This is a genomic window from Rhizobium sp. SG2393, assembly GCF_042610495.1.
Taxonomy (GTDB): domain Bacteria; phylum Pseudomonadota; class Alphaproteobacteria; order Rhizobiales; family Rhizobiaceae; genus RU20A.
In genome coordinates, this window is record NZ_JBHGAP010000001.1 from 1,018,721 (window position 1) to 1,035,205 (window position 16,485).

Below are 16,485 nucleotides of genomic sequence, written 5' to 3' on the forward strand. Positions count from 1 at the left end.
GGGCTAAAAAGTTGGAAGGAACATCATGTCCGCAGATCCCCTCGTCCTCTTCATGCCCTCCGGCAAGCGTGGCCGTTTCCCCGTCGGAACGCCCGTGCTCGAGGCCGCCCGGCAGCTGGGCGTCTATGTCGAGAGCGTCTGCGGCGGGCGGGCCACCTGCGGGCGGTGCCAGATCGAGGTGCAGGAGGGGCAGTTCGCCAAGCATGGCATCACCTCCTCCAACGACCACATCTCGCCGCGCGGCCCGAAGGAAGAGCGCTACGACAAGGTCCGTGGCCTGCCGGAAAACCGGCGGCTCTCCTGCTCGGCCCTGATCCAGGGCGACCTCGTGGTGGATGTGCCGCAGGATACCGTCGTCAATGCGCAGGTGGTGCGCAAGGCCGCCTCCGACCGCGTCATCGAGCGCAACGCCGCCGTCCAGCTTTGTTATGTCGAGGTGGACGAGCCCGACATGCACAAGCCGCTCGGCGACCTCGACCGGCTGAAAGTGATGCTCGCAAAGGACTGGGGTTTCAAGGACCTGCTGATCGCGCCGCACCTCATTCCTCAGGTGCAGTCCATCCTGCGCAAGGGCAACTGGGGCGTGACCGCCGCCATCCATCGCGACATGGAAAGCTCGCGGCCCTTCATCATTGCGCTCTATCCGGGCCTCAAGAACGAGGCCTATGGCATTGCCTGCGACATCGGCTCGACGACGATCGCCATGCATCTCGTCTCGCTGCTGTCGGGCCGCATCGTCGGCTCCTCCGGCACGTCGAACCCCCAGATCCGCTTCGGCGAAGACCTGATGAGCCGCGTCTCCTACGTCATGATGAACCCGGATGGCCGCGAGGCCATGACAAAGGCTGTCCGCGAGGCGATCAACGGCCTGATCGAAAAGGTCTGCACCGAAGGCGGCGTCGATCGCCACGACGTGCTCGACATGGTCTTCGTCGCCAATCCCATCATGCACCACCTCTTCCTCGGCATCGATCCGACCGAGCTCGGCCAGGCGCCCTTCGCGCTCGCCGTCTCCGGCGCGCTGCAATACTGGGCCCACGATATCGACATCGACGTCAACCGCGGCGCGCGCGTCTACATGCTGCCCTGCATCGCCGGCCATGTCGGCGCGGATGCGGCGGGCGCGACGCTGTCGGAAGGCCCTTATCGCCAGGATCGCATGATGCTCTTGGTCGATGTCGGCACCAACGCCGAAATCGTGCTTGGCAATCGCGAGCGCGTGGTCGCCGCCTCCTCGCCGACGGGCCCGGCCTTCGAAGGCGCGGAAATCTCCGCCGGCCAACGCGCGGCACCGGGCGCCATCGAGCGCGTGCGCATCGACCCCGAAACGCTCGAACCCCGCTTCCGCGTCATCGGCGTCGATAAGTGGTCGAACGAGGACGGTTTTGCCGAAGCGGCGAAGGATGTCGGCATCACCGGCATCTGCGGCTCCGCCATCATCGAAGTCGTCGCGGAAATGTATCTCGCCGGCGTCATCTCCGAGGATGGCGTGGTGGACGGTGCCATGGCGGCCAAGAGCCCACGCATCCTGGAGAACGGACGCACCTTCTCCTACCTCCTGCATGACGGCGAGCAGCGCATCACCGTCACCCAGAACGACATCCGCGCCATCCAGCTCGCCAAGGCCGCCCTTTATGCCGGCATCAAGCTTCTCATGGAAAAGCAGGGCGTCGAGACCGTCGATACGATCCGCTTCGCCGGCGCCTTCGGCTCCTTTATCGATCCGAAATACGCGATGGTGCTGGGCCTCATCCCGGACTGCGATCTCACCGAGGTCAAGGCAGTCGGCAATGCCGCCGGCACCGGCGCGCTGATGGCGCTCTTGAACCGCGATCACCGCCGCGAGATCGAAAGCGTCGTGCAGCGCATCGAAAAGATCGAGACGGCGCTGGAAGGCAATTTCCAGCAGCTCTTCGTGAACGCCATGGCCATGCCCAACAAGGCCGATGCCTTCCCGGAACTCGCCAAGGTCGTGACCCTGCCGGAGCGCAAGGTTCTGGCCGACGCCGCCGATGGCGGGCGCCGCCGTCGCCGCTCGCGCGAATAGGCCCGACCTGTCACCTGTCGGCGGCTTTCAGGCCGCCGCCTTGACGCTGTCGAGCACGGAGCGGTCGCCGAGAACGCAGCGCACATATTCCGCCACCGCCTGCACCGGCTGCGTCGCACCCTCGCGGGTCACAAGGCCGATGTCGTAAGTGCCGAGCTTCGGCAGCCCGTCCCGCTCGTCCAGCGCCACCATGTCGTCCTGCAGCAGGAAGCGGGCGAGCGGCGCGATCGCGATATCGGCGCGGATGGCGGCGATCTGGCCCATGTGATGGGCGCAGAAATAGGCAACCCGGAACGGCTTTTCCGCCGCCGTCAGGGCATCCAGCGCCTGTTTGCGCCAGACGCACCCTTCTTCCCAGACCGAAATCGGCACGGGATCCTTGAGATGCGCGTGCCCGTGGCGCTTGCCGGCCCAGACCAGATCCTCGGTCATCACCTTGAGCGCCGGATCAGGCGCGATCCCGTGCAGGAAGTTGAAGAGGGTGAGATCCAGCCGCCCCTCCTCCACGGCGCGGCGCAGATGCGTGGAATTGTCGATGGTGACCTCGACGGCAAGATTGGGCCAGGTCTCCGACAGATGCCGGAGAATGCCCGGCAGCATCAGTTCGCCGATATCGTCCGGCGCGCCGAGCCGCACGACGCCGTTCATCTCCGGAGAAACGAAGCGGGCCACGGCCTCGTTGTTGAGCGCAATCATCCGCCGCGCATAGCTCAGCAGCATCTCTCCATGCGGCGTCAGCGACACCGAGCGCGCATCGCGGCGGAAGACGGGCACGCCCAGCATCTCCTCCAGCTTCTTGATCTGCATCGAAACGGCAGACGGCGTGCGGAACACCACCTCGCCCGCCGTCGTGAAACTGCCGGTATCGGCAATGGCGATAAAAGTGCGCAGCACATCCGTTTCCAGAAGCGGCAGGTTGGGGCGGGAGGACAGGGCCATGGCGTCACCGTTCAGATTTATTGATCTTTATGACGATATCATTTCGTTTCCCTGAAAGTCAATTCGGCGAGACACTGGCCTTGCTCAGGGGAGCCCTCCCCAATTGAAGGACAGGACCATGACCATCGACATCTCGCTCCGGCGCCCGCCACCCGACCCTGTGTCGGCCATGCTGACGGGAATCGCCCGCCGGCTGGAAAACCTCGCCCACCGGCGCCGCATGCGGCACGTGATCGCCGAAATCGAAAAGCTTCCGTCGCATTTGCTGGACGATATCGGCTGGCCGTACCGGGCACCGGCCTCCATGCGGGAGATGCCCGCCAGCGCACACTTCAGTTTTCGTGATGTTTTAGCGAAAAATCATTCATTGGACTGATGCGATCGGCCTACCGATAATCGGCCTGCACATCCCCGCCATCCCAAGGAGAAGACCATGGCACTCGATACATTCGACTATCCCCGCACCCTGCAGCCGCTTGACCCCGCATCGCTGTCGCGCCGGTTCGCCCGCCTGACCGCCGCAGTCGCCGGCCTCCTCACGGCCTATCAGCGCTATCAGGACCAGCGCACTCTCGAAAGCATGCCGCACGACCTGCGCAAGGACATGGGCTATCGCACCATCACCTCCGCCCAAAACCACGGGGTGGCCGAGTGAAACCTGCGTGCCGATATCAGGACCATGACGGTCCATCTGACGCCTGACGGGCACCTTGGAAACGAGGTGCCCGTTTTTATTTCAGCCTGCCGTCAAAAGTCGCAAACAGGTCAGCCCCGCGCCCGACCGTCCCATCCGATGGGAAATCCAGGCCAAACACGTCATCGACAGTGATTTTTGCCCGTCTGCGTCATTATCCCCGGCGACGCAGCGAAAATGCGACACAATTCCGATGACAAAATCACCTCTCGTGATGGATTGTGCAGCGCACCCGTCGCCGCATTTCGATTAAATGTCGCAAATGGAAAAGCAGTTCCTTTGCATAAGAGGCGCAATGGGAACAAAGAACCGGGGAACAAAGCCATGTCAAAACCGCTGTCGAAGAAGCGCTCGCTCGTCTTCTTCCTCGTGCCGAACTTCTCGATGCTGCCCTTTTCTGCGGCAATCGAAACGCTGCGCATCGCCAACCGGATGCTCGGCTACGAAGCCTATACATGGCGCCTCGCCTCCACCGACGGCGACAAGGTTCTGTCCTCGAGCGGCATCGGCATCGAGGCCAACACCTCGCTGGCCGACGAACGCAAGCTGCTCGGCGGCGAAAACCGCCCTTCCATGGTCATCGTCTGTTCCGGCATCTATGTCGAGGATTTCTACAACAAGTCGGTCAACGCCTGGCTGCGCGAGACCTACAATCGCGGCATTGCGGTCGGCAGCCTCTGTACGGGCGCCCATGTGCTGGCGTCAGCCGGCCTGCTGAACGGCAAGCGCTGCGCCATCCACTGGGAAAATCTGCCGGGCTTTTCCGAAGCCTTCCCGCAGGCAGAGGTCTACGCCGACCTCTACGAGATCGACAGCAACATCTATACCTGTGCTGGCGGCACCGCCTCCCTCGACATGGTCCTGAATCTGATCGACCAGGACTTCGGCGAGAACCTCGTCAACCGCGTCTGCGAACAGGCGCTGACCGACCGCGTGCGCGGCTCCCATGACCGCCAGCGCCTGCCGCTGCGCGCCCGCCTCGGCGTTCAGAATTCCAAGGTTCTGTCGATCATCGAGCTTATGGAAGCCAACCTTGCAGAGCCCTTGTCCCTTCTGGAAATCGCTGACGCGGCCGATCTTTCGCGCCGGCAGATCGAGCGCCTGTTCCGCCAGGAAATGGGCCGCTCGCCGGCGCGCTACTATCTCGAAATCCGCCTCGATCGCGCCCGCCACCTCTTGGTTCAGTCGGCCATGCCGGTTGTGGAAGTGGCAGTCGCCTGCGGCTTTGTTTCCGCCTCGCATTTCTCCAAGTGCTATCGCGAACTCTACAACCGCTCGCCACAGCAGGAGCGCGCCGATCGCAAGCTGACCCTTCAGGCCGTCCGCTGAGCCGCGGAAACCCTTTGGCCTCGCAAAACAAAGACCCCGCCGGCAGCAATGACGGCGGGGTCTTTGTGTGACGATGACCGCGAAGTGATCAGGCGACAGCCTTCACGCGCTCGGCAAGCGAGCGGATCTTCATCAGCGTGTCGAGGTTCTGGTTGACGCGGCAGTAGAATTCCTCGTTGACGAAGGGCCGCATGACGAAGTCATTGCCGCCGGCCTTGAGGAACCGTGCCGACAGCAGCCGGTCGGCGGATGAGGACACGCCGATGATGCGCAGCTGGTGCATGCCATAGCCGGAGCGGATGCGGCGCGTCAGTTCGAAACCGTCGATTTCCGGCATGTTGTAGTCAGTGATGACAAGCTCGATATCCGGGTTTTTCTTGAGAACCTCCAGCGCGACAGCACCGTTTTCGGCCGCGCTCGTCTTGAAATTATAGCGCTTCAGCTGCGTGGTCAGAATGGCGCGCGCCGTCGGGCTGTCGTCCACGATCAGGACGTGATGGCGGTGATTGGTGAGGAAGCGGCAGACCGCTTCCGCCAGCATGTCGACGGCCAGCACGCTGTCCTTCAGCACGTAGTCGACGAGTTCCTTGGCGATAATCTCGGCGCGGATGCTTTCCTGGAAGGTGCCGGTGAAGACCACGGTCGGCACGCTCATCTCGATCAGGTAGTTCAGCGCCTGCCCGTTTTCCGCGCCCGGCAGGTTGATATTGGTGATCGCCAGCGCTGCAGGAAAACTGTCATTCTCGATTGCGAACTGCAGGTCGTCGAAATCCCGGCATACGATCACATCGATATCGAACAGCTCCTTCAGCCGCTTCGAAACCATTGCAGAGAACAGATTGGAATCTTCCGCCAGAACGATACGGTGATGGTTCAGCGATTCACCGGAATAGACCATTCCGGACAGGCCAAAAAATGACATTGAGTGTTTCCCCATGAGCGCCCCTGGAAAAACACTAACCTCAAAGCTTTGCGCTCAGGTTAATTCAATTCTTATTTGATGAGTGCCGAACCGTTAACGATTTCGACAGTTTCGCCACCTTCAAGACCTATCCGGTCGCCGCTGGGCGTCGTGATGAAGCAGCCGCTGGGGCAGACCTGTTCGGAAGAACCGGCGGGGATTGCAAGCTCCATGCGGCTTTCGCCCTCGACGACCACCAGAACGGCCGTATCGGCATCCTTGTTGGTGATGGTCGCCGCGCGGGCAAGGCCGGCAACGGAAACAGCGGCAAAGAGAACGGTCGCAATCTTCAGCATGGCCCATCGACGCCAAGGCGTCGCCCCTTTCGGCCGGCCCCGCCCTCGGCGCGATTGCGTCGGGTCGTGCGCGGCGCTTCCACCGGAGACTGTAGGTGCTCCCGGAAGGAATTGCACCCGTTTTAAGGCAGGGCGGCTGAATGATGGCTGAATGGCGCGTGTCAAGCGCTGTGCCGGAATGGCACGCCGTTTTTGTGGAAATACCGAAGTTTACCGCCGGGCGCCGGGCTGCCAGGGAAGGGGCACGGGCGCCTGTGTCGTGACCGCGGCCTGCGGCGGCGAGACCACCGAAGGGGCGGCCGCCGTCGCCGAGGCGCTGGTAGCATCACCCGGCTGGGCGGCCGACTTCGAAGCCTCCTCGGTCTCAACGAGTGCCGTACCGGCGTCCGCCACCACGAAGGGGCTCGCAATTCCCTCGGCGCGGAACCGTTCGAAGATCTGCAGCCGCAGATCGTTGCGCACCGCCATGGAGCTGACGATATCGGCCAGGAACACCCGCAGTTCGAAGGTCATGCGCTCGTCGCCGAAGCCGACGAAGACGGTCATCGGCGCCGGGTTTTTCAAGACCTGCGGCTGCTTGTCGGCGATCTCGGCGAGGAGTTCGAGGATGCGGCGCGGATTGGCGTCATAGCCGACGACGACGGAAATATCGGCCCGCCCGAGCCGGTTGCGGTGCGTCCAGTTGCCGACCGGCGCATTGATGAACAGCGAGTTCGGCACCATGATCGACTGGCGCTGGAATGTCTCGATCTCGGTCGCACGGACGGAAATGCGCTTGACGAAGCCTTCCGTCGTGCCCGTCGTCACCCAGTCGCCCACCTTGAAGGGGCGTTCGACAAGCAGGATCAGGCCCGAGACGAAATTCGAGACGATGTTCTGCAGACCGAAACCGACACCGAGCGAAAGCGCGCCGGCAACGAGCGCCAGGCTCGACAGGTCGATGCCGGCCGCGGAGATCGCGACAAGCCCCGCCAGCCCCACCCCGAGATAGCCGACGCCGGTGCGCACCGAGTTGCGCACGCCCGTATCGACCCGGCTCAGCGCCAGCACGCTGCTGTCCAGCCAGCGCTGGAACCAGCGGGTGATGATGTAGCCGGCGGCAAACAGCAGCAGGCCGGCCAGGATGCCGGCAAGCGAAATCGTGATGCTGCCGATGCGGATGTCAGTGACGATCCGGTAGGCCCAGGACTGGATATCCGCAATCTGGAAGCCCCATTGCAGGAAGAGCAACGGCACGAAAACGCTGATGACCAGCGCATAGGTTCCAAGGCTCGCCGCAAGGCCGATCTGGTCCAGCGCGACGGCGCTCAGCCCGAAGCGCTTCTCCAGCCGGCTGCCGATCGCCGTATCGGCAAACGCGCCCTGCCGCGACAGCTCCCGCCCCGCCAGCATGCCGATATAGATGACAACGGCGATCGCACCGGTAATGGTGATCTGCGTGGCGATGAAGCGGGCAAGCCCCACATAGCCCGTGACGGCCGCGCCGATCAGCGAGAGACCGATGAGGAAGAGCGGCGTCGAAATGTAGCGCGGCCAGCGGCGCGGCTTGGCATCGATGTCGTCCTCTGCCGGCGGCAGCGGCCGGACCATGGAGGCGCCGATCACGATGAGACCGATGATGATCGAGGCAAAGAAGCTCTTCACCACCGTCAGCACGACGGGCGAACCGAAGACCTCGCTGACCTCGGCCAGCAGATAGTCGATGCCGTTGACGAGGACCATGGCGAAGATGATGCCGGTCAGGATGCGTGCGCCACTGTCGGAGACCGCGACCAGTCGCCAGCGGCGATAGGCAGGCGCCAGCACCGCCTGCGACAGCGTGGCGACGAAAAGCACGGCGACAATGGTGCCGAGCAGGTTGGACACGAGCGGCGCGATATCGGAGCGCAGCACGTTGAAACCATCGAGGCACAGATAGCTGGTGACCGCGAAGGCGGAGACGCTGATCGTCGGCAGCATCGTCGACCAGAAAGCGACCGACAGCCTGCGGAAATAGCTGGGATCGTCGTCCTCGGGATCCCGCCGGAAGATCGAGGCGAACAGCCGCTTGCTGCCCGCAAGGAACACGGCCGCCGAGCACAGCGACAGGAAGATCGCGCCAAGCAGCGGCAGCCGCTTGTAGGTCCAAGAGAAACTGAGCCAGCTCGTCAGGCTGCGCCCGAGCGTCTGCATCTCGACCGTAAAGGCATCTGCAGCCGTCGAGAACATCTCGCCGGAGATCTGCGTGACGCCGAAAAGCGCCTTGGAAAACAGCGTACGGCGCGTGGCCGTGATGGCGTTCGATAGTTTCGTGGCACTGATGGACAGGTTCTCGGCCTGCCCGGTCAGCGCATTGATGTCGTTGCGCTCGCTCATCAGGCGCTGGCGCTCGGCGGTCACAGCCGCAGCTTCCGGCGGCTGCCCTTCGCCCGGCGGATCACCGAGCTCCGTCAGGCGCCCCTTGATCTCTTCCAGACGCGGGCGTGTCGCGGCCGAGGTCGTGAGGATCTGGCGTGCCAGCGCATCGACGGAAACTTTGAGCTCAGACAGCGCAACGTCGTCGTCCTTGGCGGCGTCGAAGGATGACGACAGACGCTTCAGCTCTGCCGCTTCCTTGTCAAGCTCGGCGCTGACCTGCGCGCTCGTTTCCGTGCGGGCGCCACCGTCGGCCGGTGGCTGCTGGGCATTGGCACCGTCGGCCGGCGGCTGGCCCTGCTGCTGCAACTGCTTCTGGATCTGCTGCACCTGCTGCAGCGGGGCGGGCTGGGTCGTTGTCTGCGCCAGCGCGCCCCGTGTGCCGGAAGCTACCAGCCCCACGAAGACGAAAAACAGAAGAAGGGCGCGCGCCGAAGGCCCGGCACGGTGATTGCAGCGATTGATCATCGGGTCAGAATCCGGCGCCTGGCTGGGCAAGATAGGCAGCCTCCGCCTCGCTGGAGGCGCGACCGAGCATGGCATTGCGATGCGGGAAGCGGCCAAAGCTGCGAATGACCTCCGCATGGCGGATGGCGTAATCGAGATAGAGCGGATGACCGAGCGTGGTGAAAAGCGCGACAGCCGTCTCCTGGTCCTGCAGATCCTCCGAATGCTCGAAGGGCAGGTAGAAGAAGATCCGACGGTCGGCCGATACCTTTTGGTCATCGCCAGTCGCCACCGCTTCGCGGGCCTGCGCCAGCGCCAGGCCGTCCGTCGCAAAGGCAAGCGCGGTGCCCCGATAGATATTGCGCGGAAGCTGGTCGAGCAGGATGATCGCGGCGAGCCGCCGCTCCGGAGTGCTGCGCCAGCTATCCGGCACGCCCCGTGCGAGATGCAAATGCGTGGGCGCAAAACGGCGCTCGCATTGTGCATCGAGCGACGGTGTCGGGTTGAACCAGTTCTCGGGCGTCAATTCCTCGAACCAGAAGCTCAATATCTCTTCGGGCGCACAGATCCGGTCGGGCATGCTCTCCGGTCTCCTCTCGCGGTCAGCGGCTATGGGCTGCGGCCTCGCCGCATCGTGCCAATCTAGCGTCGAAAGCCGGTGCGCAAAGCCTTCGCCCCGGATTTCGCTATCCCGGCGAATAGACGGCCGGGCGGCCACTGTCTACAGCCTCTTCCCATGTCGAAAAGATGACCAAGAAAGGCAAGGCTTCGCAATCCTGCCCTGCGCCTAGCGTTGCCGCAGCATGCCCGGCAGCGTGCTGCCACCGGGACCGTAACGGCGCGCGCCGTCCAGGCAGGCGCTGTCCGTCAGGCCGGCTCTCAAAACCGCTCCCTCCCGCGCGCTCGCAAGCGTTTCGATCACGGCATAATCTTCGGCGCGCTCGCCGATCCGGCTGCCGCGCGAGACGGTGGTGACATTGATCATATCCACCTCAAGCGCCGGACACAGTCGTCCGATCGCGACGATGTCGGCGATCTTTTCGATGAGATCGCTGCGCACATCGCCCGCGGAGGCGGCAGAAGCGGCAGGCGCCGCAGCAAGGATGAAAGCGGAAAGACAGGCAGGCAGGGTCAGTCGCATGACAAGCGCTCCGTTATCCCTCCCATAGATCGAAGTGTTCCACAGATTCGTCCGGATGCAAGAATTATGTTGCAGCGCAGCATGACAAATCGTGGCGACTGTCCGGATCAACGCCTGTTCGACGGGCCTTTGCGGCCTACATCCCATCTCGGAACACGGGAGACGAAAAATGAAACACGGTCGCATCGCCGCTCTGCTCGCAGGCATCCTCCTTGCAGGCGGTGTGCTTGCGGGCTGCACGGCCACCGACGGCCCCGGCCTTGAGCCCATCCCCGGCAGCATCACCTATAATGGCCAACCCAGGACCAAGCTGACGAAGGCGCCGATCGGCAGCATCGTGCCCCATCAGTTCTTCGATGATCGCGGACGGCGCGTCGAGGAAACCTACGTCATCCAGCCGGATCGGTCGCTGAAGCTCACAAACCGGCGCGTTCAACCCGATTTCTTTCCGGAATTCTAGAGAGATCGAGCAGGACACGCCCCGACCGGGCTTGCATTGCCGCCACGTTCCGGCCGATTGTGCCGGGACGTGGCAGGCCGGACAAAAACGGCGTGTCATCTGAGCGTGACAATGCCGGCGTGAAGAAATGATTTCGCAGAAAGCCAAATATGCCATGCGGGCGCTGGTCGCGCTCGCCCGCGTCGAACCCGGCACGAGCCTGATGATCGGCGAGATCGCCGAAAGCCAGAATATCCCGAAGAAGTTCCTCGAACAGATCCTGCTCGACCTCAAGCGCGAGGGCATCGTCACCAGCCGGCGCGGCAAGGCCGGCGGCTACCTGATGATGCGCGCGCCGGATGCCGTGAGCTTCGGCGAGGTGCTGCGTCTCATCGACGGCCCCCTCGCCCCGCTGCCCTGCCTCAGCAAGGTCGCCTACCATCGCTGTGCCGACTGCACGAGCGAATCCGCTTGCGAGATTCGCCATGTCTTTGCCAAGGTGGCCGAGGCGACGCGTGACATTCTCGACGGCACCACGCTGGCCGACAGCCTGAGCGCGACAGCCGCCGGGCACACCATTCCCGGAATGGACGCCTGAAAGACAGGACGTTTCCCTGACGTGCCATCAGGAAGGAAATTCCTGCGTTCCGAAACACGACTGAACTGATAGTGTTTGATCATCAACAATGGAGGTGAACATGCAGTCCAGACGCTTCACGCGCATCCTGACAACGGCCCTGCTGGCCAGCGCGATCCAGGTCGGCGCCCTCGGCTTCGCCTTTGCCGACACGACGATCCTCAACGTCTCCTACGATCCGACGCGCGAACTCTACAAGGACTACAACGCCGCCTTTGCTGAAAAGTGGAAGACGGATACGGGCGAGACCGTGACGATCCAGACCTCGCACGGCGGTTCCGGCAAGCAGGCCCGCTCGGTGATCGACGGCCTTGAGGCCGATGTCGTGACGCTGGCGCTCGAAGCCGACATCGACGCCATCGCCAAGGAAACCGGCAAGATCCCGGCCGACTGGAAGGGTCGCCTTGCCAACAACAGCGCCCCCTACACCTCCACGATCGTCTTCCTGGTGCGCAAGGGCAATCCGAAGGGCATCAAGGACTGGGGCGATCTGGTCAAGGACGGCATCGAAGTCATAACGCCCAACCCGAAGACCTCCGGCGGCGCGCGCTGGAACTTCCTCGCAGCCTGGGCCTGGGCCCGTCAGGCAAACGGCGGCGACGACACCAAGGCACAGGAATACGTGACCGAACTCTTCAAGCATGTCCCGGTTCTCGATACCGGCGCGCGCGGCTCAACGACCACCTTCGTGCAGCGCGGCCTCGGCGACGTGCTTCTGGCCTGGGAAAACGAGGCCTATCTCTCGCTTGAAGAGCTCGGCCCGGACAAATTCGAGATCGTGACCCCCTCCGTCTCGATCAAGGCCGAGCCGCCTGTAGCCCTCGTTGACGGCAACGTCGATGGCAAGGGCACCCGCAAGGTTGCCGAAGCCTATCTCGAATACCTCTACTCGGATGTCGGCCAGAAGCTCGCCGCCAAGCACTACTACCGCCCCTTCAAGCCGGAACTGGCCGACAAGGCGGACATCGCCCGCTTCCAGGATTTGAAGCTCGCGACCATTGACGATTTCGGCGGCTGGAAGGAAGCTCAGCCGAAGTTCTTCGGAGATGGCGGCGTGTTCGACCAGATCTACAAGCCGGGACAATAAGACTTGACCATACATCGCACCCAGCGGCGATGGCAGATCAGACAGCCGAGCGTCATTCCGGGTTTCGGACTGGCGCTCGGCGTCACGCTGTCATGGCTGACCCTGATCGTTCTCATTCCGCTGGCCGGGCTCGTTGCCCGCGCCAGCGGCATTGGCTTTTCCAGTTTTCTGGCGCTCGCGGCAGATCCGCGCGTGATCGCGGCCCTGAAGGTCTCCTTCGGCACCGCTTTCGTGGCCGCCCTCGTCAATGTCGTCTTTGGCGTCATCCTCGCCTGGGTTCTGGTGCGCTACCGCTTCTGGGGCCGCCGGATCATCGACGCCATGGTGGACCTGCCCTTCGCGCTGCCGACGGCAGTCGCCGGCATTGCGCTGACGGCCATCTACGCGCCGAATGGCTGGATAGGTTCCATTCTGGAGCCCCTCGGCCTGAAGATCGCCTTCACCCCGGCCGGCATCGTCGTGGCGCTGGTCTTCGTCGGCCTGCCCTTTGTGGTGCGCACGGTGCAGCCGATCATGGAAGAGATTGACCGCGAGGTGGAGGAAGCCGCAGCGACGCTTGGCGCCACCCGTTTCCAGACCATCAGCCGCGTGCTGCTGCCGGGCCTTGCGCCGGCCGTGCTGACCGGCTTCTCGCTCGCATTTGCCCGAGGCGTGGGCGAATACGGCTCGGTCATCTTCATCGCCGGCAACAAGCCCTATGTCTCGGAAATCGCGCCCCTCCTCATCGTCATCCGGCTCGAGGAGTTCAACTACGCCGGCGCGACGGCCATTGCCGTCATCATGCTCATCATCTCCTTTGCCATGCTGCTGGTGATCAACAGCATCCAGGCCTGGAGCCGCAGGAGGTATGGTTATGGCGCATGATGCCGACAGCCTGAACGTTCAAAGCGCCACGACCGAAAGTCCGCTCGCTCGCCGCGCCCTGATCGGCCTGACGCTGGTCTTCCTGCTGCTGGTTCTTGTCCTGCCGCTCATCGCCGTCTTCACGGAAGCCCTGCGCAAGGGCGTGCCGGCCTTCTTCGAGGCGCTGGGCGATGCCGAGACCTTCTCGGCCATCCGCCTCACGCTCATCGTCGCCGGCATCGCCGTGCCGCTAAACCTTGTCTTCGGCATCGCCGCCGCCTGGGCCATCGCCAAGTTCGAGTTCAAGGGCAAGGCCTTCCTGACGACGCTGATCGACCTGCCCTTCTCGGTCTCGCCGGTCATCTCCGGCCTGGTCTTCGTGCTGCTCTTCGGCTCCCACAGCCTGCTCGGACCGATCCTGAAGAGCTACAATATCCAGATCCTCTTCGCCGTGCCGGGCCTCGTTCTTGCCACCGTCTTCGTCACCTTCCCCTTCGTCGCGCGCGAACTGATCCCGCTCATGCAGGAACAGGGCACGGCGGATGAGGAGGCGGCACTGTCGCTCGGCGCCTCCGGCTGGCAGACCTTCCTCTACGTGACGCTGCCCAACATCAAATGGGGCCTGCTTTATGGCGTGCTGCTGTGCAACGCGCGCGCCATGGGCGAGTTCGGCGCGGTCTCGGTCGTCTCCGGCCACATCCGCGGCATGACCAACACCATGCCGCTGCAGGTCGAGATCCTCTACAACGAATATAACTTCGTGGCCGCCTTCGCGGTCGCGACCCTGCTGGCCCTGCTGGCCCTCGTCACCCTCATCCTGAAGACGCTCCTGGAGCTGCGCTTCTCGGATGTGATCTCCAGCGGCCGCAGGCACTGAAAGGCTTGAATTGATGGAAGTCCGCGTCAAGAACATCGTCAAGGAATTCGCCCGCTTCCCGGCGCTGGAGAATGTCTCCCTCGACATCCGCTCGGGCGAGTTGATCGCGCTGCTCGGTCCCTCCGGCTCCGGCAAGACGACCCTGCTGCGCCTGATTGCCGGCCTGGAAACGCCGACCACCGGCCAGATCTTCTTCAGCGACGAGGATGCGTCGGAAAAGACCGTGCAGGAGCGCAATATCGGCTTCGTCTTCCAGCACTACGCCCTCTTCCGCCACATGACGGTGCTGGAAAACGTCTCCTTCGGCCTCAAGGTCCGCTCCGCCGACCGCCGGCCGCCGGCCGACGACATCCGCCGCCGCGCGCTGGAACTGCTCGACCTCGTGCAGCTGACCGGCCTCGAAAAGCGCTATCCGGCGCAGCTGTCCGGCGGCCAGCGCCAGCGCGTGGCGCTCGCCCGCGCCATGGCGGTCGAGCCGAACGTGCTGCTGCTCGACGAGCCCTTCGGCGCGCTCGACGCCCAGGTGCGCCGCGAACTGCGCAAGTGGCTGCGCGACATCCACGACCGCACCGGCCACACCACCGTCTTTGTCACACACGATCAGGAAGAAGCGCTCGAACTCGCCGACCGCGTCGTCGTCATGAGCAAGGGCAAGATCGAGCAGGTCGGCACCGCAGACGAGATCTACGACACGCCCGCCTCCCCCTTCGTCTACGGCTTCATCGGCGAATCCAACACGCTTGCGGTGCGCGTCGAAGGTGGCGAAGTCTGGTTCGAGGACCGCCCGATCGGCGTGAAGACGCCCGGCCAACCCGACGGCGACGCCAAGCTCTACTTCCGCCCCCACGACATCGAGCTGCTGGACGGCTGCGGCGGCTGTCTGGCCGGCGTCGTCACGGCGTCCCGCCGCGTTGCCGGCACACGCCACGTCGAAGTTTCCACCGGCGCCTCCGGCGCAAGCGTGGAAATCGAACTGCCGAGCGACCGGGGCAATGTGGACGGCGCCCGCCTCGCCTTCCGTCCGAAGAAATGGACCCTTTTCCGCTAATCCCTGCCAGGCAAGGGCCGGCGCCCACCGCGCCGGCCCCACCCGCCGCCCGATTTCCACAGGCTGATTTCGCACCAGCGAAAAGAAATTCAAAAAAGTTTCGCGAGGTGCTGGACAAGCCGAAAGAAGCTCTTTATAGCCCCCCTCACACCGCGGCGACGCGGTCCGGATGGGTGATTAGCTCAGTTGGTAGAGCAGCTGACTCTTAATCAGCGGGTCCACGGTTCGAGCCCGTGATCACCCACCAAATCAATCTCTTAAACAGAGTCCTGCAACCGTTTCGCAAACCGCGTGATCGTGTTTTGCCGTTGACGGCCTGCTAAGCCAGCGCGCAATCGCCAGAGAGAATCAGGTGGACCCACAGGTCGCTCCACCGCATCCTCTCAGACGAAAAGTACCCCCTCAGCCACTTTCACAGCCTGTCCACCGATCCGCGCAGCGCTCACCTTCGACTGTGCGATGTCGAGATGCAGGTGGAGGTAGGAGGCGCGGCCCATTTCCACGCCCTGCTCGATCAGGAAGGCATGGTGGCCGTCGGTCGGCTGGTCGAAGTGGTTGATGGTCCCGGAGAAGGCCGCTGCCGCACCGCCCGTGGCGGGGTCTTCGACGATGCCCATGCCGGGCGCGAACATGCGCGCATGAAAGCGGGCCTGGTGGTGGATGCCGCCCCGGCAGTAGACATAGGCGGCTGCGAGTCGCCCTTCGGCCAGCGGCGCGATGCGCTCCCACCCGGCCGGGTCGAACTCGATGGCTGCCGCAGCCGCAAGGTCGTGAACGGGAATGGTCACGAAGGGTACGCCCGCGCTCCAGAGCATCGGCACATGGTTTTCAAAGCCGACATCCGTGCTCTTGATACCGAGCGCGTCCGCCACCGCCTGCCGGTCGAAGGCGGCCTGCAGGGGCTCGGAGCGGCGCGGCAGGTCGAATTCGGCAAAGCTTGGTTCGCCCTCAGCGAGCCGGATCGCGCACCGCACCGGCCCGATCGTCTCCTCGAGAACCTGCACGAGATCGATCGTTGCGCCGGGATGACTGGCCTCGGCGAGCGCAATCGCGGTGCCAACCGTCGGATGGCCGGCAAAGGGCAGTTCATGGGCCGGCGTGAAGATGCGCAGCCGCGCCCCGTGGGCGGGATTGTCGGGCGGCAGCACGAAGACCGTCTCCGACAGCGCGAATTCGCCAGCGATCACCTGCATGGCGGCGTCAGAAAGCCCCTCGGCATCGAAGACCACCGCCAGCGGATTGCCCTTCAGGCGTTCGGCGGTGAAGACATCGTAGATGGCGTAACGGCGCGACATGGGAGGCTCCC

At 63.8% G+C, this 16,485-nt stretch carries 17 protein-coding genes and 1 tRNA gene; 11 read left to right on the top strand and 7 right to left on the bottom strand.

Translation table 11 applies throughout. From position 1 onward, the window contains the following. Positions 1–25 precede the first annotated feature (25 nt). Positions 26–2,047: an ASKHA domain-containing protein gene (locus tag ACED18_RS04850; RefSeq protein WP_377289526.1), complete on the top strand. Its 2,022-nt coding sequence runs from the start codon at positions 26–28 to the stop codon at positions 2,045–2,047. Between the two features lie 27 nt (positions 2,048–2,074). On the opposite strand, the gene ACED18_RS04855 is transcribed toward ACED18_RS04850, so the two are convergent. Beyond that, on the bottom strand, positions 2,075–2,986 hold the full coding sequence (locus tag ACED18_RS04855) for a LysR family transcriptional regulator (RefSeq protein WP_377289528.1): 912 nt from the start codon (positions 2,984–2,986) through the stop codon (positions 2,075–2,077). Between the two features lie 118 nt (positions 2,987–3,104). Between ACED18_RS04855 and ACED18_RS04860 the strand changes: the two genes are divergently transcribed. The 3 genes from ACED18_RS04860 (at position 3,105) to ACED18_RS04870 (ending at position 5,009) form a co-directional block, all read left to right on the top strand. Next, positions 3,105–3,362, top strand: a complete 258-nt coding sequence (locus ACED18_RS04860; RefSeq protein WP_377289530.1) for a hypothetical protein — start codon at positions 3,105–3,107, stop codon at positions 3,360–3,362. A 57-nt stretch (positions 3,363–3,419) separates the two neighbouring features. Further along, positions 3,420–3,641, top strand: a complete 222-nt coding sequence (locus tag ACED18_RS04865) for a hypothetical protein (protein ID WP_377289532.1) — start codon at positions 3,420–3,422, stop codon at positions 3,639–3,641. A gap of 363 nt (positions 3,642–4,004) precedes the next feature. Beyond that, positions 4,005–5,009: a GlxA family transcriptional regulator gene (locus ACED18_RS04870; RefSeq protein ID WP_377289534.1), complete on the top strand. Its 1,005-nt coding sequence runs from the start codon at positions 4,005–4,007 to the stop codon at positions 5,007–5,009. 88 nt (positions 5,010–5,097) lie between these two features. Here ACED18_RS04870 and ACED18_RS04875 read toward each other — a convergent pair whose 3' ends face one another. From ACED18_RS04875 to ACED18_RS04895, 5 genes are all read right to left on the bottom strand, one after another. Then, positions 5,098–5,931 carry a response regulator gene (locus tag ACED18_RS04875; protein WP_377289536.1) on the bottom strand — a complete coding sequence of 278 codons (834 nt, stop codon included), beginning with the start codon at positions 5,929–5,931 and terminating at the stop codon, positions 5,098–5,100. A gap of 71 nt (positions 5,932–6,002) precedes the next feature. Next, positions 6,003–6,266: a hypothetical protein gene (locus tag ACED18_RS04880; RefSeq protein WP_377289538.1), complete on the bottom strand. Its 264-nt coding sequence runs from the start codon at positions 6,264–6,266 to the stop codon at positions 6,003–6,005. A gap of 210 nt (positions 6,267–6,476) precedes the next feature. Further along, entirely contained in the window at positions 6,477–9,128 is a 2,652-nt protein-coding gene (locus ACED18_RS04885; RefSeq protein WP_377289540.1) for a mechanosensitive ion channel family protein, read from the bottom strand. A gap of 4 nt (positions 9,129–9,132) precedes the next feature. Then, positions 9,133–9,687, bottom strand: coding sequence for a DUF924 family protein (locus ACED18_RS04890; RefSeq protein WP_377289542.1), 555 nt, complete (start codon positions 9,685–9,687; stop codon positions 9,133–9,135). A gap of 207 nt (positions 9,688–9,894) precedes the next feature. After that, positions 9,895–10,248 carry a hypothetical protein gene (locus ACED18_RS04895; protein ID WP_377289544.1) on the bottom strand — a complete coding sequence of 118 codons (354 nt, stop codon included), beginning with the start codon at positions 10,246–10,248 and terminating at the stop codon, positions 9,895–9,897. Positions 10,249–10,417: 169 nt separating this feature from the next. Between ACED18_RS04895 and ACED18_RS04900 the strand changes: the two genes are divergently transcribed. From ACED18_RS04900 to ACED18_RS04930, 7 genes are all read left to right on the top strand, one after another. Then, complete coding sequence (locus ACED18_RS04900) at positions 10,418–10,708, top strand: hypothetical protein (RefSeq protein ID WP_377289546.1); 291 nt, start codon at positions 10,418–10,420, stop codon at positions 10,706–10,708. 127 nt (positions 10,709–10,835) lie between these two features. Beyond that, positions 10,836–11,285, top strand: a complete 450-nt coding sequence (locus ACED18_RS04905; protein ID WP_377289548.1) for an RrF2 family transcriptional regulator — start codon at positions 10,836–10,838, stop codon at positions 11,283–11,285. A 100-nt stretch (positions 11,286–11,385) separates the two neighbouring features. Then, the gene (locus ACED18_RS04910) at positions 11,386–12,411 is read left to right on the top strand and encodes a sulfate ABC transporter substrate-binding protein (protein WP_377289550.1); all 1,026 of its coding nucleotides are present in this window, start codon (positions 11,386–11,388) and stop codon (positions 12,409–12,411) included. A 9-nt stretch (positions 12,412–12,420) separates the two neighbouring features. Continuing rightward, positions 12,421–13,275, top strand: a complete 855-nt coding sequence (gene cysT / locus ACED18_RS04915; protein WP_377291039.1) for a sulfate ABC transporter permease subunit CysT — start codon at positions 12,421–12,423, stop codon at positions 13,273–13,275. Next, entirely contained in the window at positions 13,259–14,131 is an 873-nt protein-coding gene (cysW, locus tag ACED18_RS04920) for a sulfate ABC transporter permease subunit CysW (protein WP_377289552.1), read from the top strand. Before cysT ends, cysW begins: the two co-directional genes overlap by 17 nt. A 13-nt stretch (positions 14,132–14,144) precedes the next feature. Further along, positions 14,145–15,179: a sulfate/molybdate ABC transporter ATP-binding protein gene (locus ACED18_RS04925; protein ID WP_377289554.1), complete on the top strand. Its 1,035-nt coding sequence runs from the start codon at positions 14,145–14,147 to the stop codon at positions 15,177–15,179. Positions 15,180–15,350: 171 nt separating this feature from the next. Continuing rightward, positions 15,351–15,426, top strand: a tRNA-Lys gene (locus ACED18_RS04930). A 136-nt stretch (positions 15,427–15,562) separates the two neighbouring features. Here the strand turns inward: ACED18_RS04930 and ACED18_RS04935 are convergent. Next, positions 15,563–16,474, bottom strand: a complete 912-nt coding sequence (locus ACED18_RS04935; RefSeq protein ID WP_377289556.1) for a PhzF family phenazine biosynthesis protein — start codon at positions 16,472–16,474, stop codon at positions 15,563–15,565. Between the last annotated feature and the right edge of the window lie 11 nt (positions 16,475–16,485).

Bases quoted from the DNA above. Each gene is read 5' to 3' on its own strand.
- ACED18_RS04850 (WP_377289526.1), top strand. From the start codon at position 26: ATGTCCGCAGATCCCCTCGTCCTCTTCATGCCCTCCGGCAAGCGTGGC.
- ACED18_RS04855 (WP_377289528.1), bottom strand. From the start codon at position 2,986: ATGGCCCTGTCCTCCCGCCCCAACCTGCCGCTTCTGGAAACGGATGTG.
- ACED18_RS04860 (WP_377289530.1), top strand. From the start codon at position 3,105: ATGACCATCGACATCTCGCTCCGGCGCCCGCCACCCGACCCTGTGTCG.
- ACED18_RS04865 (WP_377289532.1), top strand. From the start codon at position 3,420: ATGGCACTCGATACATTCGACTATCCCCGCACCCTGCAGCCGCTTGAC.
- ACED18_RS04870 (WP_377289534.1), top strand. From the start codon at position 4,005: ATGTCAAAACCGCTGTCGAAGAAGCGCTCGCTCGTCTTCTTCCTCGTG.
- ACED18_RS04875 (WP_377289536.1), bottom strand. From the start codon at position 5,931: ATGTCATTTTTTGGCCTGTCCGGAATGGTCTATTCCGGTGAATCGCTG.
- ACED18_RS04880 (WP_377289538.1), bottom strand. From the start codon at position 6,266: ATGCTGAAGATTGCGACCGTTCTCTTTGCCGCTGTTTCCGTTGCCGGC.
- ACED18_RS04885 (WP_377289540.1), bottom strand. From the start codon at position 9,128: ATGATCAATCGCTGCAATCACCGTGCCGGGCCTTCGGCGCGCGCCCTT.
- ACED18_RS04890 (WP_377289542.1), bottom strand. From the start codon at position 9,687: ATGCCCGACCGGATCTGTGCGCCCGAAGAGATATTGAGCTTCTGGTTC.
- ACED18_RS04895 (WP_377289544.1), bottom strand. From the start codon at position 10,248: ATGCGACTGACCCTGCCTGCCTGTCTTTCCGCTTTCATCCTTGCTGCG.
- ACED18_RS04900 (WP_377289546.1), top strand. From the start codon at position 10,418: ATGAAACACGGTCGCATCGCCGCTCTGCTCGCAGGCATCCTCCTTGCA.
- ACED18_RS04905 (WP_377289548.1), top strand. From the start codon at position 10,836: ATGATTTCGCAGAAAGCCAAATATGCCATGCGGGCGCTGGTCGCGCTC.
- ACED18_RS04910 (WP_377289550.1), top strand. From the start codon at position 11,386: ATGCAGTCCAGACGCTTCACGCGCATCCTGACAACGGCCCTGCTGGCC.
- cysW (WP_377289552.1), top strand. From the start codon at position 13,259: ATGGTTATGGCGCATGATGCCGACAGCCTGAACGTTCAAAGCGCCACG.
- ACED18_RS04925 (WP_377289554.1), top strand. From the start codon at position 14,145: ATGGAAGTCCGCGTCAAGAACATCGTCAAGGAATTCGCCCGCTTCCCG.
- ACED18_RS04935 (WP_377289556.1), bottom strand. From the start codon at position 16,474: ATGTCGCGCCGTTACGCCATCTACGATGTCTTCACCGCCGAACGCCTG.